General features: G+C 61.0%; 27 protein-coding genes. 9 read left to right on the top strand and 18 right to left on the bottom strand.

Features of this window, described 5'->3' with window-relative positions; all coding sequences use genetic code 11:
* Positions 1–105 precede the first annotated feature (105 nt).
* Entirely contained in the window at positions 106–243 is a 138-nt protein-coding gene (locus GGR30_RS01170; protein WP_156484730.1) for a hypothetical protein, read from the top strand.
* A gap of 38 nt (positions 244–281) precedes the next feature.
* Here the strand turns inward: GGR30_RS01170 and gor are convergent, their stop codons facing one another.
* The 3 genes from gor to rpiA form a co-directional block, all read right to left on the bottom strand.
* On the bottom strand, positions 282–1,670 hold the full coding sequence (gene gor / locus GGR30_RS01165) for a glutathione-disulfide reductase (RefSeq protein WP_183481413.1): 1,389 nt from the start codon (positions 1,668–1,670) through the stop codon (positions 282–284).
* Between the two features lie 170 nt (positions 1,671–1,840).
* On the bottom strand, positions 1,841–2,374 hold the full coding sequence (locus tag GGR30_RS01160; protein ID WP_183481410.1) for a DUF2059 domain-containing protein: 534 nt from the start codon (positions 2,372–2,374) through the stop codon (positions 1,841–1,843).
* Positions 2,375–2,387: 13 nt separating this feature from the next.
* On the bottom strand, positions 2,388–3,086 hold the full coding sequence (gene rpiA, locus GGR30_RS01155; RefSeq protein ID WP_183481407.1) for a ribose-5-phosphate isomerase RpiA: 699 nt from the start codon (positions 3,084–3,086) through the stop codon (positions 2,388–2,390).
* A gap of 225 nt (positions 3,087–3,311) precedes the next feature.
* Between rpiA and gph the strand changes: the two genes are divergently transcribed.
* Positions 3,312–3,986 carry a phosphoglycolate phosphatase gene (gene gph, locus GGR30_RS01150; protein WP_183481404.1) on the top strand — a complete coding sequence of 225 codons (675 nt, stop codon included), beginning with the start codon at positions 3,312–3,314 and terminating at the stop codon, positions 3,984–3,986.
* 69 nt (positions 3,987–4,055) lie between these two features.
* On the opposite strand, the gene GGR30_RS01145 is transcribed toward gph, so the two are convergent.
* Positions 4,056–6,002 (bottom strand): L,D-transpeptidase family protein, encoded by a 1,947-nt coding sequence (locus GGR30_RS01145; protein ID WP_183481401.1) that lies wholly within the window; start codon positions 6,000–6,002, stop codon positions 4,056–4,058.
* A 383-nt stretch (positions 6,003–6,385) separates the two neighbouring features.
* Between GGR30_RS01145 and fumC the strand changes: the two genes are divergently transcribed.
* Positions 6,386–7,777: a class II fumarate hydratase gene (gene fumC, locus GGR30_RS01140; RefSeq protein WP_183481399.1), complete on the top strand. Its 1,392-nt coding sequence runs from the start codon at positions 6,386–6,388 to the stop codon at positions 7,775–7,777.
* Between the two features lie 145 nt (positions 7,778–7,922).
* On the opposite strand, the gene hutX is transcribed toward fumC, so the two are convergent.
* The 11 genes from hutX to GGR30_RS01085 all read right to left on the bottom strand — a co-directional run bounded on the left by hutX (position 7,923) and on the right by GGR30_RS01085 (position 18,411).
* The gene (gene hutX / locus GGR30_RS01135; RefSeq protein ID WP_183481397.1) at positions 7,923–8,447 is read right to left on the bottom strand and encodes a heme utilization cystosolic carrier protein HutX; all 525 of its coding nucleotides are present in this window, start codon (positions 8,445–8,447) and stop codon (positions 7,923–7,925) included.
* On the bottom strand, positions 8,416–9,822 hold the full coding sequence (hutW, locus tag GGR30_RS01130; protein WP_183481394.1) for a heme anaerobic degradation radical SAM methyltransferase ChuW/HutW: 1,407 nt from the start codon (positions 9,820–9,822) through the stop codon (positions 8,416–8,418). Before hutW ends, hutX begins: the two co-directional genes overlap by 32 nt.
* Positions 9,823–9,943: 121 nt before the next feature.
* Entirely contained in the window at positions 9,944–10,561 is a 618-nt protein-coding gene (locus tag GGR30_RS01125; protein WP_183481392.1) for a LysE family translocator, read from the bottom strand.
* A 74-nt stretch (positions 10,562–10,635) separates the two neighbouring features.
* Positions 10,636–11,301 carry a hypothetical protein gene (locus GGR30_RS01120; protein ID WP_183481390.1) on the bottom strand — a complete coding sequence of 222 codons (666 nt, stop codon included), beginning with the start codon at positions 11,299–11,301 and terminating at the stop codon, positions 10,636–10,638.
* A gap of 41 nt (positions 11,302–11,342) precedes the next feature.
* Positions 11,343–11,732, bottom strand: a complete 390-nt coding sequence (gene sufA, locus GGR30_RS01115; RefSeq protein ID WP_183481387.1) for a Fe-S cluster assembly scaffold SufA — start codon at positions 11,730–11,732, stop codon at positions 11,343–11,345.
* Positions 11,733–11,803: 71 nt separating this feature from the next.
* Positions 11,804–12,175: an SUF system Fe-S cluster assembly protein gene (locus GGR30_RS01110; RefSeq protein WP_138749301.1), complete on the bottom strand. Its 372-nt coding sequence runs from the start codon at positions 12,173–12,175 to the stop codon at positions 11,804–11,806.
* A 15-nt stretch (positions 12,176–12,190) separates the two neighbouring features.
* Positions 12,191–13,426: a cysteine desulfurase gene (locus GGR30_RS01105; RefSeq protein ID WP_183481384.1), complete on the bottom strand. Its 1,236-nt coding sequence runs from the start codon at positions 13,424–13,426 to the stop codon at positions 12,191–12,193.
* An 88-nt stretch (positions 13,427–13,514) separates the two neighbouring features.
* Positions 13,515–14,786 carry a Fe-S cluster assembly protein SufD gene (gene sufD / locus GGR30_RS01100; RefSeq protein ID WP_183481381.1) on the bottom strand — a complete coding sequence of 424 codons (1,272 nt, stop codon included), beginning with the start codon at positions 14,784–14,786 and terminating at the stop codon, positions 13,515–13,517.
* Positions 14,787–14,803: 17 nt separating this feature from the next.
* Complete coding sequence (sufC, locus tag GGR30_RS01095) at positions 14,804–15,559, bottom strand: Fe-S cluster assembly ATPase SufC (RefSeq protein WP_183481378.1); 756 nt, start codon at positions 15,557–15,559, stop codon at positions 14,804–14,806.
* A 70-nt stretch (positions 15,560–15,629) separates the two neighbouring features.
* Positions 15,630–17,117, bottom strand: coding sequence for a Fe-S cluster assembly protein SufB (sufB, locus tag GGR30_RS01090; RefSeq protein WP_183481375.1), 1,488 nt, complete (start codon positions 17,115–17,117; stop codon positions 15,630–15,632).
* A gap of 127 nt (positions 17,118–17,244) precedes the next feature.
* Complete coding sequence (locus GGR30_RS01085; protein WP_183481372.1) at positions 17,245–18,411, bottom strand: cysteine desulfurase family protein; 1,167 nt, start codon at positions 18,409–18,411, stop codon at positions 17,245–17,247.
* Positions 18,412–18,618: 207 nt separating this feature from the next.
* Here GGR30_RS01085 and GGR30_RS01080 point away from each other — a divergent pair, with 207 nt between their 5' ends.
* Together GGR30_RS01080 and GGR30_RS01075 are read left to right on the top strand one after the other, a co-directional pair.
* Positions 18,619–19,296, top strand: coding sequence for an alpha/beta hydrolase (locus GGR30_RS01080; RefSeq protein WP_183481369.1), 678 nt, complete (start codon positions 18,619–18,621; stop codon positions 19,294–19,296).
* A 107-nt stretch (positions 19,297–19,403) separates the two neighbouring features.
* Positions 19,404–19,700: a hypothetical protein gene (locus GGR30_RS01075; protein WP_183481366.1), complete on the top strand. Its 297-nt coding sequence runs from the start codon at positions 19,404–19,406 to the stop codon at positions 19,698–19,700.
* Here the strand turns inward: GGR30_RS01075 and GGR30_RS01070 are convergent.
* The gene (locus GGR30_RS01070) at positions 19,687–20,076 is read right to left on the bottom strand and encodes a colicin Z C-terminal domain-related protein (RefSeq protein WP_183481363.1); all 390 of its coding nucleotides are present in this window, start codon (positions 20,074–20,076) and stop codon (positions 19,687–19,689) included. The two genes, GGR30_RS01075 and GGR30_RS01070, sit on opposite strands and share 14 nt — an antisense overlap.
* Positions 20,077–20,299: 223 nt before the next feature.
* On the opposite strand from GGR30_RS01070, the gene tyrS reads away from it, so the two are divergent.
* On the top strand, positions 20,300–21,553 hold the full coding sequence (gene tyrS / locus GGR30_RS01065) for a tyrosine--tRNA ligase (protein WP_183481361.1): 1,254 nt from the start codon (positions 20,300–20,302) through the stop codon (positions 21,551–21,553).
* A 166-nt stretch (positions 21,554–21,719) separates the two neighbouring features.
* On the opposite strand, the gene ndk is transcribed toward tyrS, so the two are convergent.
* Positions 21,720–22,142 (bottom strand): nucleoside-diphosphate kinase, encoded by a 423-nt coding sequence (ndk, locus tag GGR30_RS01060; protein WP_024709581.1) that lies wholly within the window; start codon positions 22,140–22,142, stop codon positions 21,720–21,722.
* A gap of 113 nt (positions 22,143–22,255) precedes the next feature.
* Positions 22,256–22,924 carry a glutathione S-transferase family protein gene (locus tag GGR30_RS01055; RefSeq protein WP_183481358.1) on the bottom strand — a complete coding sequence of 223 codons (669 nt, stop codon included), beginning with the start codon at positions 22,922–22,924 and terminating at the stop codon, positions 22,256–22,258.
* A 157-nt stretch (positions 22,925–23,081) separates the two neighbouring features.
* Here GGR30_RS01055 and GGR30_RS01050 point away from each other — a divergent pair, with 157 nt between their 5' ends.
* The 3 genes from GGR30_RS01050 (at position 23,082) to GGR30_RS01040 (ending at position 24,700) form a co-directional block, all read left to right on the top strand.
* Positions 23,082–23,651, top strand: coding sequence for a DJ-1/PfpI family protein (locus GGR30_RS01050; RefSeq protein WP_183481355.1), 570 nt, complete (start codon positions 23,082–23,084; stop codon positions 23,649–23,651).
* A 78-nt stretch (positions 23,652–23,729) separates the two neighbouring features.
* On the top strand, positions 23,730–24,083 hold the full coding sequence (locus tag GGR30_RS01045) for a ribbon-helix-helix domain-containing protein (RefSeq protein ID WP_183481352.1): 354 nt from the start codon (positions 23,730–23,732) through the stop codon (positions 24,081–24,083).
* Between the two features lie 104 nt (positions 24,084–24,187).
* Complete coding sequence (locus tag GGR30_RS01040) at positions 24,188–24,700, top strand: DinB family protein (RefSeq protein WP_183481349.1); 513 nt, start codon at positions 24,188–24,190, stop codon at positions 24,698–24,700.
* The last annotated feature ends 15 nt before the right edge of the window (positions 24,701–24,715 follow it).

Below are 24,715 nucleotides of genomic sequence, written 5' to 3'. Positions count from 1 at the left end.
CGGCTGAAACAGACACTTCATCCACGCTTCTACAGCCGCCGCCCGGAACCGCCTAGGTCTTGGAAGCACCGAAGAAACGGGCGCCGAACCGACGGGAGAAACGACATGATCGACTGGCTTTCCATTGCCCGACGCGCGGAATTCAAACCGCGTCCCTCTCTTGCCGACCCGTTGGAGGGCGAAGACTGGCGCGGCCACCTGTGGGCTGCCGCCCTCATCAGCCGGATCATGCGCCGGCGATAGGCGGCCCGGCGCTCTCTGAAGCACCGGGCCGCCCGAAATCAGACCCGCTCGCCGTTCTTCACCCGATAGGACGGGTTGTACATGGTCACGAGTTCTTCGGTCGCCGTCGGATGAACCGCCATGGTGCGGTCGAAATCATCCTTGGTGCAGCCGCCCTTCAGCGCCACGCCGATCAACTGCGCCATCTCGCCAGCCTCATGGCCGAGAATATGGGCGCCGACAACCTTGCGGTCGGCGGCATTGACGATCAGCTTCATCACCGTCTTCTCGTCGCGGCCCGACAGAGTCGCCTTCATCGGGCGGAACTTCGCCAGGTAGACTTCCAGTTCCTCATAACGCTCTGCCGCTACATCCTCGGGAAGGCCGACCGTGCCGATTTCCGGCTGCGAGAACACAGCCGTCGCGATGAGGTCATGATCCGGCTTGGTCGGGTTGTTCTTGTATTCGGTCTCGATGAAGCACATCGCCTCGTGAATGGCGACCGGCGTCAGCTGCACCCGGTCGGTCACGTCGCCAAGCGCGTAGACATGGTCGACATTGGTGCGCGAATAATCGTCGACGATGATCGCGCCCTTGGCATCGGTCTCGACGCCGACCGATTCGAGCCCGAGGCTCTTGGTGTTGGGCTGGCGGCCGAGCGCCAGCATCACTTGGTCAACATTGAAGACGTGGCCGTGTTGCGTCTCCGCTTTCAGGCGCCCGTCGGCCGCTTTGGCCACGCCGACAATCGTGTCGCGGCGGACGACATGAATGCCCTTCTTCTCCATCGCCTCGCGCAGATTGACGCGCATGTCCATGTCGAACCCGCGCAGGATTTCAGGACCGCGATAGATCAGCGTCGTTTCCACGCCGAGGCCGTTGAAGATATTGGCGAATTCCACGGCGATATAGCCGCCGCCGGTGATCGCGATCGATTTCGGCAGTTCCTCGAGGTGGAAGGCCTCATTGGAAGAGATGCAGAGTTCGGACCCCGGCATTTCCGGATGCGGGTTGGGCGCGCCGCCGACAGCGATCAGGATTTTCTCCGCCGTCACTTCCTGGCCCGAGGCGTTGAGCCGCAGGCGATGCGGCCCGATGATTTCCGCCCGGCTTTCCAGGATTTCCGCCCCGGCATTTTCAAGTCCCTTGCGGTAGAGCCCTTCGAGACGCGTGATCTCCTTGTCCTTGGCGGCAATCAGGTCCGGCCAGGAAAAATGCCGTTCGCCCACATGCCAGCCATAGCCCTCCGCATCCTCGAAATGTTCCGGAAACTGCGAGGCATAGACAAAGAGCTTCTTCGGCACGCAGCCGCGAATGACGCAGGTGCCGCCGAAGCGGTATTCCTCGGCGATCGCGACGCGCTTGCCGAGCCCTGCCGCCAGACGCGCGGCGCGCACGCCGCCCGACCCTCCGCCGATAACAAAAAGGTCAAAATCGTAATCGGACATGGGGAGGCTCCTTGTGGCAGTCAAAGTTTTGGAAAAGGTCGGGCCTGAATATGGCAATTTGCGTCAGAAAAAAAAGGGCGAAGACGAAGCAAGGGCTTAACCGAGGCGCAAACGCCAAGGGGCGCGCCTTCCGGCACGCCCCTTTTGACTGAAAAACCGGTGGCTGCGCCTTACTGGGGGGCCGGCGCCGATCCCGTCTGCTCGGCGATACGCGTGTTCAACTCTTCCTGGGCCTGCTGGTTCAGGTCGCGGGCAATGCCGCGTGCCCAGATATCGCCGGCCTGGCTCAGTTCGCGCGCGGCGATCGGCCCGTACTGGATGAACTTCTGGCCGAGATCGGAACTGTAGAAATCCGCCAGTTGCTGAAGCTCTTCCTGGGTGAAGATATTGGCGTAGATCTGCGCGCCCTCGTTTTCGAGGTCTGCGCGGCGCGGGGCGAGCGCAATCGCCGTATCGGTGACGACTTCATCGATCAGCGAATGATAGTTCGGATAGACCTGCGTCATCTGCGACTGAACGAGGTCGGCCTGATTCGGCAGTATCTCGTCGAATTGCGAATTGATGCCGAGCGCATTGAGCGCGGCCTTGGCAGCCGCGAGGTGCTCGGGCGATACATCCTGCGCCGCAGCAACGGAAAAGGCGCCAAGTCCCATTACCGTGGCGGCAACGGCCACGGAACGGCCGATCTTGGTTTGAAATCTCATAAAGGACTCCTGTCTACTCGGTTGCTTTGAGTGTACGCACGCCGCCGTCGGATGCAACGACGGCCAGCGTCGCTATATCGATAAACAGCCCGTGCTCCACAACGCCCGGGATGATGTTGAGCGCCACAGAAAGAGCCTCTGCATCGGGAATGCGGCCAAATGATGCGTCGAGGATATAATGGCCTCCATCGGTCATGAACGGACCGTCCCCGGAACTGCGCAGATCCAGCGATCCGGACATATTGAGGCGCGAAGCGGCCTTTTCGATGGCAAGGCGCGTGGCGCCGAGCCCGAAGGGCATGACCTCGATCGGCAGCGGAAAGGCGCCGAGCTGGTCAACCACCTTGGTCTCGTCGGCGATCACGATCATCGCCTTGGAGGCCGAAGCCACGATCTTTTCGCGCAGAAGCGCGCCGCCGCCGCCCTTGATCAGGTTCAGCGCCGGGTCGATCTCGTCGGCGCCGTCGATGGTCAGGTCGAGTTCGGGCGATTCGTCGAGAGACTTCAGCTCGATCCCCAGTTCGAGGCACTGGCGGGCCGTTGCCTCCGACGTCGGCACGCCGATGACGTTGAAGCCGTTCGCCACTTTTTCGCCGAGCAGCGCGATGAATTCACGCGCTGTGCTGCCGGTACCGATGCCGAGACGCATACCGTCCTCGACATATCCAAGCGCCGTTTCGGCTGCCTTGATCTTCAATTGACGCGCGTCCATGCGTCACATGCTCCTTCTGATATACGCTAAGGTGTTTACACGCCACAGGCACTAAACAAAAGTCCTTTTGCAAGAAGCCCCGGCTTCGGCTCAAATGGATAACATCACAGCAAGATCACGAGTATTGCAAACCACAATCAATCGCAAACTTCGTGCAGACCGGCGCGTCGCCGAGTTTCGCCTCCCGAACACCGGCAGCAGCGCATCACCGTGGAAGGAAACCGAATGTCATCTCCGCTTGTCATCTTCGATCTGGACGGAACGCTTGTCGACACCGCGCCCGACCTGATCGAAAGCCTGAACCATGCCATCGCCCCGGAAGGCCTGCCGCCCTTCGATATCTCCCAATTGCACCAGCTTGTCGGCAAGGGCGTGAAGGTGATGATCGAGCGGGCCTTCGCGCTGCGCGAGGCAGCGCTCGACGACGAGATCTTCGAAGCCTGTTTCGACCGCTTCACCACCCATTACCGTGACGGCATGCCCGGCAAGAGCCGCCCCTATCCCGGCACGCGCGCGGCGCTGGAGCGGCTGAAGGCGGAGGGCTTCACCCTTGCCGTCTGCACCAACAAGCGCATGCCGCTGACCATGCCGCTTCTGACGAGCCTGGAGCTAGCCGACTATTTCGAGGTCATCACCGGCGGCGACAGTTTCGAATATCGAAAGCCCGATCCGCGCCATGTGCTCAGCACCATCGAGCGCGCCGGCATCAAGCCGCAGAATGCGGTGATGATCGGCGACAGTTCCAATGACATTGACGCAGCCAGAGGCGCTGACGTGGCCTCCGTGGCCGTCACCTTCGGTTATGCGGACCGCGCGGTGGAAACCCTCGGCGCGAACCGCATGATCGGCCATTTCGACGAACTGACGGCGGCGCTGATCGACGAGGTTCTCGGCCGCTGAGCCATTTCGCAAAAAAAGGCGCGCCGGAAGCCCGGACGCGCCTTCTTCATGTCTGTCGTCTTGAATCGGTCAGCTATTGGCCTTGCGTGCCTGGCTTTCCGCCTCGAAGGCGCGGTTCAGGTACATGTCACGCTCGTAGACGTCATCATAGTACTGGATGTCGCCGGTCGAATCCGGCCAGGCCGTGAAGTAACTGACATAGACCGGGAACTTCTCCGGCACGTCAACTGGCATGTTCTCGCCCGTCGCGATATTCGCCTCGATATCCGATTCGGGAACGCCGAGCACGGCGGCAGCCATCTTGTTCGGCTCGGCCAGGCGAACGCAGCCATGGCTCAGCGCACGCAGGTCGCGCTCGAAATAGCTCTTCTGCGGCGTATCGTGCATGTAGATCGCATGGTCGTTGGGGAACAGGATCTTCAGCTGGCCGAGCGCGTTGCGCTCGCCCGGCGGCTGGCGCACGTCGACCATCGGAGCGGCAGCCCAGTTGACGGACGAAGAGGACACCCGGCGACCGTTATAGCTCACCTCGTAGCCGATCTGGTCGAAATAGGAGGGATTGGCCCTCAGCTTCGGCAGATATTCGTTGACGACGATCGACCTCGGAATGCCCCAATAGGGATTGAATTCCACGGTCTCGATTTCGTCGCGGAAGAAATAGGTCTGGTTGCGCGGATTGCCGACGACGACGCGCATGTCAAAGTTCTCGCCGTTGTCGTCATGATAATAGGCGCGGTAGGCCGGCTGGTTGATGAAGACGTAACGCGGGCCGAAATCCTCCGGCAGCCAGCGCAGGCGTTCCATGGCGGCAACCACCTTCTCGGCCCTGTCGTCATTGGTCTCGACATCGAAGGCGGCAATCGTCTTCGGACCGACAACGCCGTCGACGTAGAGGCCCTGCGCATCCTGGAAGTCACGGACAAGTTCGACCAGCTCGGGCGTATATTCGGTTCCGCCGTCATAGGCGTCGAACACGTCGGAATGATCCTGGATGAAGGCCTTGGAGCTCTTGCGCTTGATCGCCTTCACCAGTTTCGGCACATCCTGGTCATTTTCGCCCGGATGGATGAAGACGCCGCCGCGAAAGACGATTGGCTCGACATACTCATGGTCGGCGCGCAGTTCTTTCAGCGCCGTCTTCAGTTCCTCAAAGCGATCGCTCTGCGGATTGTAGCTTTCCATCAGACCGGCGACGTTCTCGGCCTTGCCGAGCGCATCGATCGCCTCTTCGAGGTCTACGGGATTGCGCTGCAGGTCGTGGAATTCGGAAATCCGGTTCGGATCGACGCGGCCGCGCTTGGCGTCCTGCATATAGGTGAGCACCTTGGCCGAGAGCGCCAGTTCGAAGCGCATCAGTTCGGCCTCGCGCGCAGCATCATCCTCCGCAAGAATGAGATCGGGACGATTAACGGCATAATCCGACGAATCAAGGCCCCAGGCATCGGCATCGGCAAGCGTATCGAGCGCTGCTTCGGCTTTCGGGGTGATCGCGTCGTCTGATACCCAGATCAGATCGCCGCCATTGGCATAATAGTCCTCGATCGCGACCGCGACATCGTCGATGGCCTTGACGCGCGCGTCTGTCAGATAGCGGCGCGGATCATTGTCATCGATCGCCACCATGGTTTCGGTGGCAGCCGCATCGCTCATCGTGTCCTGTTCGAGCGCGGCGACTTCCGTATTCGCTGCATCACCCGCGGGCGAAGCCGCATCAGCAGATGAGATCGAGCCGGTCACAACCGGATCGCGAATCTCGCTGATCGCGATGAAACGCATCGAATCAGGCTTGTAAGCATAATATTTCGGCGGTGCGACCTTCGGGGCCGAATAGGTGCGCTGAACCTGTTGTTCCTGTTGCGGTTGCTGCTCGACAACCGACGGTCGGTCGGCTTCCTTGTTTCGACCGCGCAGAATATCCATCAGTGTCAGGGCGTTGGCAGAAGACGGCACGAAGGCTGCCGAAACCGCGGCCGCCACGGCCACCGATGAGACGCGAACTAGAAGCTTGTTGCGCAATTTTTCACCCCGTTAGACATAAAACCAAGAATTGAGACCACCTTACCTGCAATGCACAGGACCCTCCAATAACAATTGTGCTATCGGGAAGAACCGGCGCGGCTGTGTTGATGAAAAACAACACAACCCCTCTTAAGGTTCCGGATCGGGGTCACCTGATTTGAGCATTATCAGCACAGGCTTAACAGCGCATTAAGCGACATCGCGCCGCAAGAGCTTCCCTGCCCGCGGCCTTGCCGGCCGGAATCCGACCTAAATCGAATAAACTGAAGCGCCTTGTTGACAGATCGGCCTTGACCGCGCGATTGCATAGCCACGCTTTTCCGGCATGACGTCTTTCAAGTGTGCCCTTTCGCGGGCCGATGCACTGAGGTGGAGAAAACATGACTGATACCCGCACCGAAACCGATACATTCGGCCCGATCGAAGTGGCGGCAGACCGCTACTGGGGCGCGCAGGCCCAACGCTCTTTGGGCAACTTCAAGATCGGCTGGGAAAAGCAGCCGCTTTCCGTCGTCCGCGCGCTCGGCATTGTCAAGCAGGCAGCCGCCAAGGCGAACATGTCGCTCGACCGTCTTTCGCCCGAGATCGGCGATGCGATTGTCAAAGCCGCCCAGGAAGTGATCGACGGCAAGCTCAACGACCATTTTCCGCTGGTCGTCTGGCAGACGGGTTCGGGCACGCAATCGAACATGAACGCCAATGAGGTGATCTCCAACCGCGCGATCGAGATGCTCGGCGGCGAGATGGGCTCGAAGAAGCCGGTTCATCCCAATGACCACTGCAACATGAGCCAGTCGTCGAACGACACCTATCCGACGGCCATGCACATCGCCTGCGCCGAGCAGATCGTCCACCACCTTCTGCCGAACCTGAAGCACCTGCAGGAGGCGCTTGCCGCCAAGGAACAGGAATTCAAGGACATCATCAAGATCGGCCGCACCCATACGCAGGACGCGACGCCGCTGACGCTCGGCCAGGAGTTCTCCGGCTATACCGCCCAGGTCGCCTCCGCGATCGCGCGTATCGAGCTGACGCTGCCGGGGCTTTATCAGCTCGCCCAGGGCGGCACGGCCGTCGGCACGGGCCTCAACGCGCCGATCGGCTTTGCCGAGAAGGTGGCGGAGGAAGTCGCCGAAATCACCGGCCTGCCCTTCATCACCGCGCCGAACAAGTTCGAGGTTCTGGCCGCCCATGACGCGATGGTCTTTGCCCATGGCGCGATCAACGCGGCGGCGATGGCCTGCTTCAAGATCGCCAACGACATCCGCTATCTGGCCTCCGGCCCCCGCTCGGGTCTCGGCGAACTGGCGCTGCCGGAAAACGAGCCCGGCTCCTCGATCATGCCCGGCAAGGTCAACCCGACGCAGAACGAGGCGATGACCCAGGTCTGCGCCCATATCGCCGGCAACCAGGCGGCGATCACTTTCGCGGGAAGCCAGGGCCAGTTCGAGCTCAACGTCTACAACCCGATGATGGCCTACAACTTCCTGCAGTCGGTCCAGCTTCTGGGCGATGCCGCCCACTCCTTCACCGATCATTGCGTCGTCGGCATCAAGGCGCGCGAGGAGAACATCAAGGCGGGCGTCGAGCGTTCGCTGATGCTGGTCACGGCCCTTGCCCCGAAGATCGGCTACGACAACGCCGCCAAGATCGCCAAGACCGCGCACAAGAACAACACCACGCTGCGCGAGGAAGCCCTCGCCACCGGTCTTGTGACCGGCGAGGAATATGACGAGATCGTTCGCCCGGAGCTGATGATCTCGCCGAAGTGAGGCGGCCCGCGTTCTCTGACCCGCAGACGACAATCCCCGGTTCATCGCCGGGGATTTTTCTTTGACGGCGATCGCCGCGCGTCTAGCGCATCGGCCCGAAAATCGGAATCGATTTTCGGAAAGCACGATGCGTAGGTTCAATAGGTTAGACCGGAAGATCCGGATAGTGATGCTTCAGCCGCTCGAACCGTGAGACCTGATCGGCGCAGAGGTTTCGCTCCTCGTCGCGACCGACATAGATCTTGAACATTGCGCGGCCATCAAGGTTGATGAACTGGACGGACATGGTCGATACGCCCATGAAGGGCCGCTCGACGAACCAGATCGCCGCGCAACGCTCCGGCCGAAGATGCCCGGCAAGCCCGCTCTCGCCATGCTGGAGATTATACATGCCGTGGCCCATCCTGCCCTTCGGCAGCGGTCCGGAGACCTCGATGACCGCATCGGCGTTGTGGGTGATGAAGGTGACATCGCCCCATTCCGCGATATCTTCCAGCACGGCGATGAAATGCTCGCCGCAGACGGCGCGCGCGTTTTCCACCGGCAGGCAGGCAAGCACGACGCCGAGGGACACCTCGAACCGGTCAGCCAGCGCCTCCAGCATGCCGTCCGGCTTTTCGGCAAGCGCCTTCCTGATATCATGCCGGATGATTTCGACGGGTCTGCTCATTGTCTTTGCCTTTGTGGTGATGGGAATGTGGGGCGTTGTCGGCCTCGGGAAGGCGTTCCGCCTCTATGACGTCGTAGAACGCCGAAATCAGGTTCGAGTACCAGAAGCGGCCGGCAATCGTCAGATCGAAGCGCGGGCCGGAAAGCGCAAGCAGCCCCGCATCCCGCCATTGCTCGGCAAGCGGCAGAAGAACCTCGCTGAGCTCCACGCCGGCCAGATGATCGAGACCGGAAAGGTCGAATGATCCGGCCTCGAACGACCCAGCAACGTAATTGCGCAGCGGTTGCAGGTCGTCGGATTGCATCAGCATGCCGATCGGCTTTCGCGCCCGCGCGATCGCAGCGCCGAAGGTTTCGAGATCGGAACAGATGCCGAAGCCCAGCCCGCCGATCGATCCGCCGGCACCTGCCCCATAGGCAAGGCATTCGGCGCCTTCCTTGGTCATGCGGTTATAGCGGTTGCGCTCCAGCGTCGATGAAGCGAAGTGATTGTTGCTGATCTGACGCCAGCCCTTCTGCAGGAAGAAGCGGACGCCGGCATCATAATAGGCGCCGCGCTCGGCAAGCGGCGGCGCGTGGGGAAACTTGCCGCGCTCGATGGCGCGGGCAAGCGGCAGGCCGGGAATCAGGTTGAGGCCGTAAATATCGAGACCATCCGGCGAAAGCTCTGCCGCCGTCTCCAGATCGCTCTGCCAGACCGAAAGCGTCTGGTTGGGCAGGCCGTACATCAGATCGATCACCGAGGCAGCGCCTTCCTTGCCGTTCAGCATTTCGAGAAAGGCGATCGCCTCCTGACGGCTGGAGCGGCGGCCGAGCCTTCGGCGCACGGCCGTATCGAAACTCTGCACACCGATCGAAAACCGGTTCGCGCCTGCCTCGATGCAGGCGTCGATCTTGTCCTCGTCAAAATGGATGATTCGCCCTTCGACCGTGATCTCGCAATCGGCGGCAAGCGGAAGGCGCGCGCGCAGGACGCCGATCAGCCGCGAGAGCTCCTTCGCCGAAAGCGCCGTCGGCGTGCCGCCGCCGAGATAAACGGCATCGATCTCACCGGCGCGAACGTTTGCGGCTTCCGATTCGCGCTCGATATCGCGGATGACCAAGTCGACATAGGCGCTGCCTGCCGCAGGGGTATAGGCGTTGGCGTAGAAGCCGCAGAACAGGCAGTGATTGGCGCAAAACGGCACATGCACATAGGCAAGCCGGCCCTTCGCCGGAACATCCTCCGCCATGACCGCGGCATAGCGCTGCTCCGCCTCTTCCGGTTCAACACGGTGCCTGCCGCGAAAGGGCATGACCGCGCGTCTCTTGGCGAAGGCAGATACCAGCGGATCGGGACCGGCGGCGGCGAAATGGCGGGAAATATCGAGGGGCATTCAAGCTCGCGCTTCTCATCTGGAATGGAAAGCGAGCTATAACCTCAGGAAACAAAACGGGTTTTGCGCCACATCAATTTGTGGAGTTTTGAAGTCATCTTTAAACCATCCCGCGCTCAACTCAGTGCGGGAAAGCGGTCGACACCGCGACAAGGCCGAATCCGATGAGGATACCGCCGGAAATGCGGGCCACCCAGCGGGCGAATTCCTTCGGCAGCCTGTGGCGAATGATGGCGACGAGGCCACTGAGGAATATCCACCAGAGCAGCGAGCCGGCAAAGACGCCGAAGACCACGATTGCCGGCGCGATGCCGCCGCCGGCATCCGCAAGGCCGAAACCGGCAAAGATGGCGACGAAGGAGAGGATTGTCGCCGGGTTGGCGATGGTCAGCGCATAGGTGGTTGCGATAGTGCGCATGAGGTCCCCCCTGCCCGCCGTGTCGACAGCAGGATCCGCACCGGTCTTGCGCATTTCGCGCCAGCCGAGAAAGATCAGGAACGCGCCGCCGAACAGCGCCAGCGGCGTCGAGATCGTGGCAAGCGCGGCGGAGAACGCGGCAAAGCCCAGGGCCGCCGCAGCGCCATAGGAGGCATCCGCCAGCGCCGTTCCGAGCCCGCCGGCGACGCCCGCCCAGAAGCCGCGCGTCAGCGAGCGGTTGATGCAGAGCGCGCCGATGGGGCCGACGGGCGCTGCGATGGCAAGGCCGACGAGGACCGATTTGAGGAATAATTCCGGCATAGACTGTCCCGACTCCGTGGCGCTCAATCCAACTATCTAGTAGCGCCTAGAAGGCTTGTCTCACAACTGCATATTCATGCTGGACGGTCTCTAAACAACAAATCCAGAGCGGGACGTGATTGAGGCCTCGTAACAATTCCGAAACGAGACAAATGCGGCAAAACGACAAGCTTGCCTGTCGGAAATGTTGCCTTGGCTGCTGTGACATTGCCCCAGGCCACGGAGTGTCTTACGGGATCGAAGGCCCCTAGAGTTCGTGAGAGGGGCGAAAGCAACTCCAGTCCCATGCCGATCACAAGCTTTGGTCGAGCGCGCTCAAACAACTCGGTCCATATTTCCTCACCGAAAGCGAGGGCCGTTCGGGAATTAGGTAGACTGGACCAACTTGGCGAGCGAAAAGGAACAAGGTTGCCAGCAAGAACATTTTCCGGAGCGACAGATAGCCGATCGAACAACGCCCTTACTTGACGTTGCAATGGGTTTTCTCCCGCTGTGCGCGCGTTATCCCATACTTCATCGACATAGGCGCTGCCCTCCCTCATCGCCAATTCAGAATGATCAGAGCGAAGGCGCGCCCCTCCGGGGTTGAGGCCCACGAAAGCTATTTCGGCGCCATCCATCACTGCCGCAGGGCTTGAAAGCAAGCGCCACCCAAGCGTGTAGCCTCCCGCCGAATAGGCCGCGTCAATCCTACCTTTCAATTGAACGCAATAGTCTTCAAGCAAAAGAGCGCTCGCCATCCTCCCACCCTGAATTCAAGAGTCGCGAACGCACAGCCGCGTCAATGCGCGGCTTCGCGCGCCTTCGCCAGCTCGGCAAGGTCTGCGGCCTTGAGCTCGACGGATTCGCCGCAGCCGCAGGCCGATGTCTCGTTCGGGTTGCGGAACACGAAACCGGTGCGCAGTTTCGTCACCTCGAAATCCATGACCGTGCCCAGCAGATAGAGCGAGGCGGCGGGGTCGACCCAGACGGTCGCGCCGTTGAGCTCCACATGGTCGTCCTTGTCGGCGATATTCTCGGCGGTGACCAGATCCACGGCATATTCCATGCCCGCGCAGCCGCCCTTCTTGATCGAGACGCGAATGCCGCGCGCGTCCGGCCCGGAATTGGCGACGATCTCGTTGATGCGGGTTGCTGCCGCTTCGGTCAGCGTGATGACTTGAAAGCCCATTTCATTCTCCATCAACATCCGGGTTAAAGGCCCGGCGTTCGGATTGATTGCATCAGGACAATCGGCCGGCGTCAATACCAGCCGACAGCGATCTTTGCTTCCTCGGACATGCGGTCCGGCGTCCACGGCGGGTCGAAAGTCATTTCCACCTCGACGCCGGAAACGCCCTCGACGGTGCTCACCGCGTTTTCCACCCAGGCCGGCATTTCGCCGGCAACCGGGCAGCCGGGCGCCGTCAGCGTCATGTCGATCTTCACCATGCGGTCGTCATCGACATCGATCTTGTAGATCAGGCCGAGCTCGAAAATATCGGCCGGAATTTCCGGGTCATAGACCGTCTTCAGCGCGGAAACGATGTCGTCGGAAAGCCGTGCCAGTTCCTCGGGAGGAATGGAGGAACCGGTCTCGGCCGATGCCGTCTCTGCGTTTTCTTCAACACTCATGCCATTCTCCTTGGGTCAGGCAAAGAACGTTCGCGCGTAATCGAGCGCCTCGACGAGGGCGTCCACTTCCGCGCGCGTATTGTAAAGGCCGAACGAGGCCCGGCAGGTCGATGTCACGCCGAACCGGGTCAGAAGCGGCTGCGCGCAGTGAGTGCCGGCCCGCACCGCCACGCCGCGACGGTCGATGATCGTCGAAATGTCGTGGGCATGCACGCCTTCGATGGCAAAGGAGAAGATGCTGCCCTTCTTCTGCGCATTGCCGATCACCCTCAGCGCATTCACATGCGCAAGCTGCTCGCGCGCATAGGCCGTCAAATCCGCCTCGTGCGCGGCAATCGCCGCGCGGCCGACACCCTGCATATAGTCAAGGGCAGCGCCCAGTCCAATAGCCTGCACGATCGGCGGCGTGCCGGCCTCGAAGCGATGCGGCGGCTCGGCATAGGTGACGCGGTCCTCGAACACATCGGAGATCATCTCGCCGCCGCCCTGGAACGGACGCATGTCCGACAGGCGGTCGAACTTGCCGTAGAGCACGCCGATGCCCGACGGGCCATAGAGCTTGTGGCCGGTCATCACATACCAGTCGCAATCGATATCGCGCACATCGACCGGCAGATGGACCGCGCCCTGCGAACCGTCGACCAGCACCGGAATGTCGCGTTCATGGGCAAGCCGGGTCACTTCCTTGACATCGACAATGGTGCCGAGCGCGTTGGACATCTGGGTGATGGCGACCAGCTTGGTGCGTTCAGTCAGGCATTTCTCGAATTCGTCGATCAGGAATTCGCCGTCCTCGTCCACCGGCGCCCAGACCAGCTTCACGCCCTTGCGCTCGCGCAGGAAATGCCAGGGCACGATGTTGGAGTGATGCTCCATGATCGAGATGACGATCTCGTCGCCCTCGCCGAGATGCTCCATCGCCCAGCCATAGGCGACCGTGTTGATCGCCTCGGTGGTGTTGCGGGTAAAGACGATCTCGTTCACCGAACCGGCATTGAGGAAGGCACGAACCTTCTCGCGCGCCGCCTCATAGGCATCAGTTGCCGCATTGGAGAGAAAATGCAGGCCACGGTGCACATTGGCGTATTCATGCGCATAGGCGTTGGAGATCGTGTCGATGACGACCTGCGGCTTCTGCGCCGAGGCGCCATTGTCGAGATAGACCAGCGACTTTCCGTAGACCTCGCGGGAGAGGATCGGAAAATCCTGCCGGATCTTTTCGACGTCATAACCTTTAACCTGAGCATCCATGGCCCAAAACTCCGTCTGTGGCTTCCGCGCTTCAGAAACCGGAACCGCCGCCCCGCAAAGCGGGACGGGAATCTGCGCGGGCAGCGCCCTATTCGTGCCGGTCGAGCCAGTCGGTGATGATCGCCTCGACGGCCTCGGAAAGCTGCTCGTTCTCCAGTTCCTCGACGACCTCGGCGACGAAGGCGTTGATCAGCAGGCCCTCGGCGACCTTTCGCGGAATGCCGCGCGCCATCATGTAGTAGAGATGGTTCGGGTCGATATCCGTCACCGTCGCGCCATGGCCGCACTGCACGTCATCGGCGAAGATCTCGAGCTCAGGCTTGGCCGAGAACAAACCGACATCGCTCATCAGCAGCGTGTTGCAGCTCATCTTCGCGTCGACCTTCTGCGCATCGGGCGCGACCCGGATCAGCCCCTGGAACACGCCGCGCGCCTTGTCGAAAACGACATTGCGGACCGTTTCCGTCGACGTCGTATTCGGCACGTTATGGCCGAGGTCGAAGGTGATGTCGGTATGGGTCTCGCCGCCGAGCAGGTTGACGCCGCGCAACATCAGGTCCGCGCCCTCGCCCTGGACGGCGCAATCGATCTCGTGACGCACCAGCCTGCCGCCGGCATTGACGATCAAGAGCTTGAGCCTGGCGTTCTCGCCGAGTTCGATCCTGAGCTTGCCGAGATGGGTATCGTCGGCGCCCTGCTGCTGCATCACGACATAGGTGATCTCGGCATCCTTGCCGAGGGCTAGCGATGTAAGCGTGCTGACGAGCGCCGCAGCATCGCCCGGCGCGACGTGGCGTTCGACAAAGGTGCCCTTCGTCTCGGCGCCGAAGGTGACGCGGTTGCGCGAATGCACCTGCCCGCCGCTGTGGACGGCCTGCAGTTCGACCGGCGTCTCGAGTTCGGTTCCTTCGGCGATATCGATGATATAGCCGTCGCTCATCATCGCGCCGTTGATCCGGCCGATCGCATCCTGCGGATAGGCAAGCTCGAGGCGCACCGAATTGTCGCCATTGGTCAGCGCTTCCGCCGTCGTCGTGCCGGAGAGCCCTTCGACGCTCGGCAGGCGGCCGGCGCGGCCCTGCACCAGCGAAAGCATCGTGCTTTCGGCCAGAAGCGGCGGCAGGGCGTTGACGGCCTCGCCCGCTTCCTCTGGCACGCTGCGCAAAAGGTTGCGCAGGTCGGTGTAATGCCAGGCCTCGACGCGCCGCGTCGGCAGGCCGTTGGAGCGGAGATCGCCGGCAAGCCGGTCGCGCTCCATCGTCACCTCGGCATTGCCGGGCAGCGAGCCCGAAAGCCGGCCGAAGGAGGCGACGAGCGCCTCTTCCGCCGCTGTCAGCTTGATCTGTTTTTGCATGTTCATCGCGTCGTCTCCCGGCCTCAGGCCGCTTCGCCGATGATATCGGCGTAGCCATTGGCTTCGAGTTCGTGGGCAAGCTCCTTGCCGCCCGATTTGATGATCTGGCCCTTGTAGAGCACGTGAACCGTATCGGGCACGATGTAATCAAGCAGGCGCTGGTAGTGGGTGATGACCATCACCGAGCGATCCGGCGCGCGCAGCGCATTGACGCCGTCGGCGACGATCTTCAGCGCATCGATGTCGAGGCCGGAATCCGTTTCGTCCATGACGCAGAGCTTCGGCTCCAGGAGCGCCATCTGCAGGATTTCGGCGCGCTTCTTCTCGCCGCCGGAAAAGCCGACATTCAGCGGCCGCTTCAGCATCTCGAAATCGATCTTCAGCTCGGCCGCGCCCTCGCGCACCTTGCGGATGAAGTCCGGCGTCGAAAGCTCTTCCTCGCCGCGTGCCTTGCGCTGCTCGTTGATCGCCACCTTGAGGAACTGCATGGTGGCGACACCCGGAATTTCGACCGGATACTGAAAGGCAAGGAACAGCCCCTTGGCGGCGCGCTCGGCGGCATCCAGTTCCAGAATGTTCTCGCCGTTGTAGAGGACCTCGCCCTCGGTCACCTCATAGTCCTCGCGACCGGCGAGAATATAGGAGAGCGTCGACTTGCCGGAGCCGTTCGGCCCCATGATTGCGGCAACCTCGCCATCCTGGATGGTCAGGTTCAGCCCCTTGATGATCTCCGTGCCGTCCTCGGCAATGCGTGCGTGCAGGTTCTTGATTTCAAGCATTGTGTGTTTCCTTCAAAGGAATAAGGCAGCGCTCCAAGCGCTTGAATATGTGACCAAAAGCGACCGGCGATCAGCCGACCGAACCTTCCAGCGAAATCCCGATCAGCTTCTGCGCCTCGACGGCGAATTCCATCGGCAGTTCCTGAATGACTTCGCGCACGAACCCGTTGACGATCAGTGCGATCGCCTCTTCTTCCGGGATGCCGCGCTGCATGCAGTAGAAAAGCTGGTCCTCGGAAATCTTCGAGGTCGTCGCCTCGTGCTCGAAGCGGGCGGACGAATTGCCGGCCTCGATATAGGGCACGGTATGCGCGCCGCATTTGTCGCCGATCAGCAGACTGTCGCACTGGGTGAAGTTGCGCGCGTTCTCCGCCTTGCGGTGGGCCGAAACCTGGCCGCGATAGGTATTGTTGGAAAAGCCCGCCGAAATCCCCTTGGAAATGATGCGGCTCGACGTGTTCTTGCCGAGATGGATCATCTTGGTGCCGCTGTCGATCTGCTGATGGCCGTTGGATACGGCAATCGAGTAGAACTCACCGCGCGAATTGTCGCCGCGCAGCAGGCAGGAGGGATATTTCCAGGTGATCGCCGAACCGGTTTCAACCTGCGTCCAGGAGATCTTGGAATTGTCGCCCCGGCAATCGCCGCGCTTGGTGACGAAGTTGTAGATGCCGCCTTTGCCTTCCTTGTCGCCCGGGAACCAGTTCTGGACGGTGGAATACTTGATCTCGGCATCATCCAGCGCAACGAGTTCGACGACGGCGGCATGAAGCTGGTTTTCATCGCGCTGAGGCGCCGTGCAGCCTTCCAGATAGGAGACGTAGGCGCCCTCTTCGGCAATGATCAGCGTGCGCTCGAACTGGCCGGTATTCTTCTCGTTGATACGGAAATAGGTCGAAAGCTCCATCGGGCAGCGAACGCCCTTGGGAACGAAGACGAAGGACCCATCGGTAAAGACGGCCGAGTTCAGCGCGGCGTAGAAATTGTCGCCCTGGGGAACGACCGAGCCCAGATATTTCTTCACCAGATCCGGATATTCGCGCATCGCCTCGGAAATCGACATGAAGATCACGCCGGCTTTCGCAAGTTCCTTCTTGAAGGTGGTGACGACCGAGACCGAATCGAACACGGCATCAACGGCAACGCGGCTTTTCGGCTGGTGCTGCTTTTCCTGCACGCCGGCCAGAATTTCCTGCTCCTGCAGCGGAATGCCGAGCTTCTCATAGGTCGCCAGCAGTTCCGGATCGACCTCGTCCAGCGTCTTCGGTCCGGTGACCGATTTCGGCGCGGCATAATAATAGAGATCGTTGAAATCGATTTTCGGGTAGTTCACCCGCGCCCAGCTCGGCTCTTCCATGGTGAGCCAGCGGCGATAGGCCTGCAGACGCCATTCCAGCATCCAGTCCGGCTCATTCTTCTTGTGGGAAATGAAACGGATGATGTCTTCGGACAGGCCCTTGGGCGCCTTGTCCACCTCAACCATCGTTTCGAAACCGTATTTATACTGATCGACGTCGATCTCGGCGACCTGATCGACGGTTTCCTTAACGGCAACCATATGTTCACTCCACTCATGACCGGGTTCAAGGCCCGGCGGTTTAACGTGTACCAAAGCGGCTATACCGCCTTATGTAGTCAAAGCGAACGGGATTTGCACCCCGTTTCGCTTGCGTTTTGTCAAATCTTCAGGCGGCGGCGCCCGTTTGTTTGCGGCGCCCGGCAATCTTCGCGAATGCCGCTATCGCCCGGTCGATGTCGTCATCGCTCGTATCCCATCCCAGCGAGATACGCAGCGCGCCGAGACGCGGATCGCGCCCCATCGCCTTCAGCACATGGCTTTCGCCGACCTTGCCGGACGAGCAGGCGGAGCCTGCCGAAAGCGCGATGCCTTCCAGATCGAAGGCAATCTGCCCGGTTTCCGCCTTCAGCCCCGGCAGGGTGAAGGCGGTGGTGTTGGGCACGCGGTCGCCGCTTTCGCCATGAATGATGACGTCCGGCGCGGCAGCCCGCATGCCGGCTTCCAGCCGATCGCGAAGCGCGGCGATCCTCGCATTGCGCTCGGACAGACCATTGGCAGCAAAACGCGCCGCTGCGCCAAACCCGGCGATACCGGGAATATTCTCCGTGCCCGAACGGTGGCCCTTCTCGTGCCCGCCACCGCGAATGAGCGGCGCCGGCATCAGCGTTTCCCCGCGCGAGACAAGCGCGCCCGCCCCTTTCGGACCGCCGATCTTGTGGGCGGAGATGATCAGGAAATCCGCTTCCAGCGCCTCGAGCGAGACGGGTATGCGGCCAACGGCCTGCACGGCATCGACCACCAGAAGGCCGCCATGGGCATGCACGATCTTCGCCGCGTCCGCGACCGGTTGAAGAATGCCGGTCTCGCTGTTCGCGAGCATGATCGCGACCATCGGCAGGCCCGCATCGGCGTCATGTTTGCGAAGCAGGTCTTCCAGCGCATCCAGCCTGACTACGCCATCGGCACTGACCGGGATTTCCGTGCGCATGTCCGCCGGAAAGCGGCCGCCCTCGTGAACCGCCGGATGCTCGATCGCCGAAACATAAAGTCCGCCAAGGCGAACCGGGCTGCGGCCCATGCGGAAATCAGGCGTCAGAACGCTATTCGCCGCCTCGGTCGCGCCGGAGGTGAAGACGACATGGGCGGCATCGGCGCCGACCAGTTCGGCCACCTGACGGCGGGCCTTCTCGATCGCGGCGCGGGCGGCGCGCCCCTCGCGGTGCACCGACGATGGATTGCCGGCAAGATCCAGCCCCTCGAGCAGCGTCGCGCGCGCTTCCGGCAGGAGCTTCGCGGTCGCATTCCAGTCGAGATAGATCCTCTCAGTGCTCATATCGCCCTTAATTCGGCAGGCAATGGCGGCCTGCGACGCATTTTCCTTGAAATCCTTACGCGGCTTGCCCTATTTGAGCGCAGAACGAAATGACTTCTATTTTCGAACAATTCTAAACTGCTTGTAGGAAAGCTGAGCCAATTAGTCAAGTCAACGGGACTTGCGCAAGCGGTGTGGGAAGTTTGAACCGATTTTTCCGGAGAGCCAATGCCTGAAGTGATTTTCAACGGTCCGGCCGGTCGCCTTGAAGGCCGCTACCAGCCGTCCAAGGAGAAGAACGCCCCGATCGCCATCGTTCTGCACCCGCATCCGCGTTTTGGCGGGACGATGAACAACCCGATCGTCTACGAGCTCTTCTACATGTTCCAGAAGCGCGGTTTCACTACGCTGCGCTTCAACTTCCGCGGCATCGGCCGCAGCCAGGGCGAGTTCGACCACGGTTCGGGCGAATTGTCCGATGCAGCGGCGGCGCTCGACTGGGTGCAGAGCCTGCATCCTGATTCGAAGACCTGCTGGGTCGCCGGCTATTCCTTCGGCTCGTGGATCGGCATGCAGCTTCTGATGCGCCGTCCGGAAATCGAGGGCTTCATGTCGATCGCTCCGCAGCCGAACATCTACGACTTCTCCTTCCTCGCCCCCTGCCCCTCCTCCGGCCTCATCATCCATGGCGATGCCGACAAGGTGGCCCCGCCGCGCGACGTCAACGGCCTGGTGGAAAAGCTGAAGACCCAGAAGGGCATCCTGATCACCCAGAAGACGGTGACGGGCGCGAACCACTTCTTCTCCGGCAAGAACGAGGACCTGCTCGCCGAATGCGAGGACTATCTCGACCGCCGCCTCGAGGGTGAACTGGTGCCGGAGCCTGCGCCGAAACGGATCCGGTGAATTACTCCGCCTTGAATTCCCGGCAGTTTTCGCTGCCGGGAAATAACGTTTCAGTTTCCGGAGATTTCGACTATAAGTTGAACATGAGGCCGATCAGGAGCGGGACAATGTACCAATTGCAACGTTTCAAATTGCTCCTGATCTGGCTGGCTATTAACGCATTCCTTCCTTATCTCGTTCGCCTTTCCGGCATCGTGACGATTGAGAATTCGCTCACTGTCGGCATTTTGGTCTTGGTTTTGCTGCAGGGGCTCAATCTTGTTTTTTTGCGAAAACACTGGAAGCTTGCAGCCGTGACCATAATTTTGAACATTCTCGGCTTTGTTATAGTTGGTTATTTCTCAATCGTTTACGCGATTTACCCGATCATCAAGGTGGTATTGCTGCCGCTCATCCAACAGTAACCAGCACATTTTGGCCTTGCGTCGCACTCTTGCATCTTATGGATATTGCGGTCGAAATGTTGCCGGTCACGGTCACCGTTTCCTCGCCCGGACCGACAGAACGGATGAACCGGTCACCACCCTTTATCTCCACATGGAACGGAGAAGGGGCGTTTGATTGTGTATCGAAAGAGATCCTGACATAGCTGACATGTCGGTCCGCTTCCGGTCCCTTTACTCCGAACTGGGCCCACACTTCTGTCCAAGGTCCCCAAACCAGAGGTCCAGCCCACACGTCAAATTGACGAAATTTCCTTTCGAAAGTTTCGCGATTTCTTTTGCCCGCAAGCGCTCTCAACGCATCTACCGGCGAAGCGCCATAAACTTCATTGCCCATTCGTTTTCTCCTTATGAATTGTCGACCCGCTCAAGCCGCAGTTTACGCAGCCACCCCAGAACGGGCACGAAAGGGGAAAAGCGGGGAGACACAGAACCGCATGGCAGAATAGCCGGCAGGCTGTCCGTCTCATTTGCGCCAATAGACCGCAAAACAGGTGCACACGGCCGAGAAACCGTGCTAAAGCCCGCGCGTCCTCCTTCAAGCAATCGAAGTAAGCCCCATGTCGACGTTCAAATCCGAATTCCTGCACACACTCTCCGAGCGCGGTTTCATCCACCAGATTTCCGATGAGACCGGCCTTGATGACCTTTTGTCGAAGGAGCGGGTAACGGCCTATATCGGCTTCGACCCGACTGCGCCGAGCCTGCACGCCGGTTCGCTGATCCAGATCATGATGCTGCATTGGTTCCAGAAGACCGGTCACCGGCCGATCTCGCTGATGGGCGGCGGCACGGGCATGGTCGGCGATCCCTCGTTCAAGGACGAGGCGCGCAAGCTGATGACGATCGACATGATCGAGGACAATATCGCCTCCATCCAGCGCGTCTTTGCCAATTACATCGATTACGACCGCGCCGACAGCCCGGCCCTGATGATCAACAATGCCGACTGGCTGCGCGGCATCAACTACCTCGAATTCCTGCGCGATGTCGGCCGCCATTTCTCGGTCAACCGCATGCTCTCCTTCGAGAGCGTGAAGACGCGGCTTGATCGCGAGCAGTCGCTGTCCTTCCTCGAATTCAACTACATGATCCTGCAGGCCTATGACTTCGTCGAGCTCTACCGGCAGACCGGCTGCCGGCTGCAGATGGGCGGCTCCGACCAGTGGGGCAACATCGTCAACGGCATCGATCTCGGCCACCGCATGGAAACGCCGCAGCTTTACGCCCTGACGGCGCCGCTCTTGACGACATCGTCCGGCGCCAAGATGGGCAAGTCCGCCAATGGCGCCGTCTGGCTGAACCCGGACATGCTTTCGGCCTATGATTTCTGGCAGTTCTGGCGCAACACGGAAGACGCCGATGTCGGCCGCTTCCTGAAGCTCTACACGACGCTGCCGATGGACGAGATCGCGCGGCTTTCAGCGCTCGGCGGCTCGGAGATCAACGAGGTGAAGAAGATCCTCGCCACCGAGGTGACGGCGATGCTGCACGGCCGCGCCGCTGCCGACGAGGCGGCGGAGACGGCGCGCAAGACCTTCGAGGAAGGCGCGCTTGCCGAAAACCTCCCGACCATCGAAGTCGGCAAGGCGGAGATTGACGCCGGAATCGGCATCCTCACGCTTCTGGTGCAGGCCGGCCTTGCCGGCTCCAACGGCGAGGCCCGTCGTCACATCAAGGGCGGCGCGGTGAAGCTCAACGACAAGGGCGTCTCCGACGAGCGCATGGCCGTTGACGCCGGCGCCGTCACCGAAGACGGCGTCATCAAGCTCTCGCTCGGCAAGAAAAAGCATATTCTGGTCAAGCCGGCCTGAGGCGGCATCGGACAGCAAAAAGCTTTTTTTTGGCCCTGGACCCCGGATCAAGTCCGGCGTGACGGAGAATGGGCGGGCTCGCTCCGCTTGTCAGCGACAGGCTCTCCCAACGAAAAAGCCCGCCAGAGCGGCGGGCTTCAAAGACATCCGAAAGAAACAATCAGCCTCAGCCGACGATTTCGGTTTCGGAGAACCAGAAGGCGATTTCGCGGGCTGCGGTTTCCGGAGCGTCGGAACCGTGGACCGAATTCTCGCCCATGGACAGCGCGAAGGTCTTGCGGATCGTGCCTTCGTCGGCCTTTTCCGGGTTGGTCGCGCCCATGATCTCGCGGTTCTTCAGAACGGCGTTTTCGCCTTCGAGAACCTGAACGACGGTCGGGCCGGAGCACATGAACTCGACCAGTTCACCGAAGAACGGGCGCTCCTTGTGCTCAGCGTAAAAGGCTTCCGCGTCGCGCTTTGCCATCCACACGCGCTTGGAGGCGACGACGCGCAGGCCGTTTTCCTCGAATACCTTGGTGATGGCGCCGGTCAGGTTGCGCTTGGTGGCATCCGGCTTGATCATCGAAAAAGTGCGTTCAATCGCCATATCAATCGTCCTCTGGCAAATCTCGTTTCGGGAAATTTGGCCGGTGTATAGAGGTGTTTGAAGTAAAATGGAAGCGTGTCAGGCAACCGAATCTGCCGGAACGCATGGCAATTTCAGCCTTGCTCAACGAATTCGAGGCACCGCTCGAACCAGTTCGCCACCGGGTCATTCGGGTCAAGCAGGCCGGTATTGCCGGTGAGCGCTGCCCACTGGAAGGCGCCGAAGACGATATAGTCTGCAAAAAGCGGCCGGTCTCCGCCTATAAAAGGTTGAAATTTCAGCATATTGCGGATCGGCGTGCATTTTTCGGGAAAGGCGGCGATCTCCGCCTCGCGCCCCGTCACCACCTCTTCCAGCGTCGCGCCGAGGCGGGCCTCGCGGCTTTCGCGGAAATAGGCCTGGTCCACCGGCGAGAGCATATCGTGGATATGTTTGACAGCAATACGCGTCACGGCCGGATGCAGCGTCGAAAGCGCCCAGGCCTCGACAAAGCGCGCCGTGGCAAGCCCGCCCTCGCCCGAAAACAGCGACGGCCGGTCCGGATAGGTCTGCTCCAGATAGATGGCGATCGCGAAACTGTCTGAAATCAGCCGGTCGCCGTCCCGCAGGATAGGCACGGTCTTGGAGAACCCGTTCTCGAGCTTCGGGATATCGGTAAAGCCGACCGGCCTCTCCTCGAAATCGAGGCCCTTGTGCCGCAGCGCCAGGACAACCTTCCAGCAATGCGGCGAGAACGGCGCCGTGCCATCGGCGCCACGAAGCGAATAGAGGATCCGGCTCATGGCATGACTCCTTCTGTTACCAGACAGAATGTGCCGCACCGCAAAAAGTTTCAAGACCGGCGCGGCCAGGCTGAGTGCGGCGTAGTATGTCCATAATACCTGTGCGCCGACCAATGCTGCTAGAATTGAGCCTCGTCATTTTTTGAAGGAGGAAGAAATGGCAGCGAAGAAGATCCTGATGATCACCGGTGACTTTACTGAAGACTACGAGACCATGGTGCCGTTCCAGACCCTGCTCGCGGTCGGCCACACGGTTGATGCGGTCTGCCCGGGCAAGAAGGCCGGCGATACGGTTCCGACCGCGATCCACGATTTCGAGGGCGGCCAGACCTATTCGGAAAAGCCCGGACATCGTTTCGCCCTGACGGCGGATTTCGAGACGACCGACCCCGCGGCCTATGACGCGCTGGTGATCCCCGGCGGGCGGGCGCCGGAATATCTGCGGCTTGACCAGCGGGTTCTCGACCTGGTGAAGCATTTCTTTGACGCGAACAAGCCGGTGGCCGCGATCTGCCACGGCGCGCAGATCCTCGCCGCCGCCGATGTCCTGAAGGGCCGTCAATGCTCCTCCTATCCGGCCTGCTCGCCCGAGGTGAAGCTTGCCGGCGGCACCTATGCCGACATCGCCGTTACCGAGGCCGTGACCGACGGCAACCTCGTCACCGCACCCGCATGGCCCGCCCATCCGGCATGGCTTGGGCAGTTCATGAAGCTTCTCGACGCCTGAAATGCCGAGGCCGGCGCGGCGCTATCGCTTTGGCGCGCGCCGGCCTATACTGGCCAACGGGAGAACAGGGAGGAAACCATGTGCAGACTGTTCATCGAGGCTGATCCGTCGCTTTGGGAGAGCGCCACGCGCTCGATCCGCATCGACGGCATGGTGACAAGCGTCAGGCTGGAGAATTTCTTCTGGAACGTGCTTGCCGAGATCGGCGGTCGCGACGGGCTGGCCACCACGCAGTTGATCGCCAAACTCTATCACGAAGCCCTCGAAGCTGGCCACGACAGCGGCAATTTCACCTCGTTTCTCAGGGTCTGCTGCGGGCGTTACCTCGCGCTGCAGCTTTCCGGCGACATTCCGAGCGGCCTGCCGATCGCCAGGCTCGACGCGCTCTCGATCCTTGAACGCGAAAAAGACCGCCGCCGCGCCGTGGCATGACAGGGCCCATCAGGCCGGCTGATATCCGCCATCGCATGTTTTCATGTGCCGGACGGCCAGGCTTGCACTATGATCGGCGCCTCCGCCACGCAAGAGACAGACCCATGTTGCAACACTATCGCATGTTCGCCGCCTATAATGCCTGGGCCAACGCCATGGTCTATGACGCGGCGACAGACCTTTCCGACGACGAACGCAAGCGCGATCTCGGCGCCTTCTTCCGCTCGCTCCACGCCACGCTCAACCACGTGCTCTACGCCGATCGGGTCTGGATGACCCGGTTTGAGGGCGGGGATACGGGTCCGGTCAAACTCGACACCATCCTCCACGATGATTTCGCCGCGCTGCGGGAAGACCGCGTTCGCGAGGACCGCAAGATCATCACCTTCCTCGACGGCATGGACGAGGCACGGATCGGCGGCACGTTTTCCTACCAGCGCGGCAATCCGCCGGAAAGCCACACCGACCGGTTCCAGACGACGCTCGCGCATTTCTTCAACCACCAGACCCATCATCGCGGCCAGGCGCATGCCATGCTGACCATGCTCGGCCAGCCGTCACTGGCAATCGACCTCATCTATTTCCTCAGAAGCGAGAACGGCCGTCCGTTCGCCTGAGGGCGCGGACGACCC

Source organism: Martelella radicis (genome assembly GCF_014196625.1).
GTDB classification, from domain to species: domain Bacteria; phylum Pseudomonadota; class Alphaproteobacteria; order Rhizobiales; family Rhizobiaceae; genus Martelella; species Martelella radicis.
Note: the sequence above shows the minus strand (reverse complement) of the source record. Positions and strands in the feature narration are given on the sequence as shown.

Coding starts and splice junctions, on each gene's coding strand:
- GGR30_RS01170 (WP_156484730.1), top strand. CDS start 106: ATGATCGACTGGCTTTCCATTGCCCGACGCGCGGAATTCAAACCGCGT.
- gor (WP_183481413.1), bottom strand. CDS start 1,670: ATGTCCGATTACGATTTTGACCTTTTTGTTATCGGCGGAGGGTCGGGC.
- GGR30_RS01160 (WP_183481410.1), bottom strand. CDS start 2,374: ATGAGATTTCAAACCAAGATCGGCCGTTCCGTGGCCGTTGCCGCCACG.
- rpiA (WP_183481407.1), bottom strand. CDS start 3,086: ATGGACGCGCGTCAATTGAAGATCAAGGCAGCCGAAACGGCGCTTGGA.
- gph (WP_183481404.1), top strand. CDS start 3,312: ATGTCATCTCCGCTTGTCATCTTCGATCTGGACGGAACGCTTGTCGAC.
- fumC (WP_183481399.1), top strand. CDS start 6,386: ATGACTGATACCCGCACCGAAACCGATACATTCGGCCCGATCGAAGTG.
- hutX (WP_183481397.1), bottom strand. CDS start 8,447: ATGAGCAGACCCGTCGAAATCATCCGGCATGATATCAGGAAGGCGCTT.
- hutW (WP_183481394.1), bottom strand. CDS start 9,822: ATGCCCCTCGATATTTCCCGCCATTTCGCCGCCGCCGGTCCCGATCCG.
- GGR30_RS01125 (WP_183481392.1), bottom strand. CDS start 10,561: ATGCCGGAATTATTCCTCAAATCGGTCCTCGTCGGCCTTGCCATCGCA.
- GGR30_RS01120 (WP_183481390.1), bottom strand. CDS start 11,301: ATGGCGAGCGCTCTTTTGCTTGAAGACTATTGCGTTCAATTGAAAGGT.
- sufA (WP_183481387.1), bottom strand. CDS start 11,732: ATGGGCTTTCAAGTCATCACGCTGACCGAAGCGGCAGCAACCCGCATC.
- GGR30_RS01110 (WP_138749301.1), bottom strand. CDS start 12,175: ATGAGTGTTGAAGAAAACGCAGAGACGGCATCGGCCGAGACCGGTTCC.
- GGR30_RS01105 (WP_183481384.1), bottom strand. CDS start 13,426: ATGGATGCTCAGGTTAAAGGTTATGACGTCGAAAAGATCCGGCAGGAT.
- sufD (WP_183481381.1), bottom strand. CDS start 14,786: ATGAACATGCAAAAACAGATCAAGCTGACAGCGGCGGAAGAGGCGCTC.
- sufC (WP_183481378.1), bottom strand. CDS start 15,559: ATGCTTGAAATCAAGAACCTGCACGCACGCATTGCCGAGGACGGCACG.
- sufB (WP_183481375.1), bottom strand. CDS start 17,117: ATGGTTGCCGTTAAGGAAACCGTCGATCAGGTCGCCGAGATCGACGTC.
- GGR30_RS01085 (WP_183481372.1), bottom strand. CDS start 18,411: ATGAGCACTGAGAGGATCTATCTCGACTGGAATGCGACCGCGAAGCTC.
- GGR30_RS01080 (WP_183481369.1), top strand. CDS start 18,619: ATGCCTGAAGTGATTTTCAACGGTCCGGCCGGTCGCCTTGAAGGCCGC.
- GGR30_RS01075 (WP_183481366.1), top strand. CDS start 19,404: ATGTACCAATTGCAACGTTTCAAATTGCTCCTGATCTGGCTGGCTATT.
- GGR30_RS01070 (WP_183481363.1), bottom strand. CDS start 20,076: ATGGGCAATGAAGTTTATGGCGCTTCGCCGGTAGATGCGTTGAGAGCG.
- tyrS (WP_183481361.1), top strand. CDS start 20,300: ATGTCGACGTTCAAATCCGAATTCCTGCACACACTCTCCGAGCGCGGT.
- ndk (WP_024709581.1), bottom strand. CDS start 22,142: ATGGCGATTGAACGCACTTTTTCGATGATCAAGCCGGATGCCACCAAG.
- GGR30_RS01055 (WP_183481358.1), bottom strand. CDS start 22,924: ATGAGCCGGATCCTCTATTCGCTTCGTGGCGCCGATGGCACGGCGCCG.
- GGR30_RS01050 (WP_183481355.1), top strand. CDS start 23,082: ATGGCAGCGAAGAAGATCCTGATGATCACCGGTGACTTTACTGAAGAC.
- GGR30_RS01045 (WP_183481352.1), top strand. CDS start 23,730: ATGTGCAGACTGTTCATCGAGGCTGATCCGTCGCTTTGGGAGAGCGCC.
- GGR30_RS01040 (WP_183481349.1), top strand. CDS start 24,188: ATGTTGCAACACTATCGCATGTTCGCCGCCTATAATGCCTGGGCCAAC.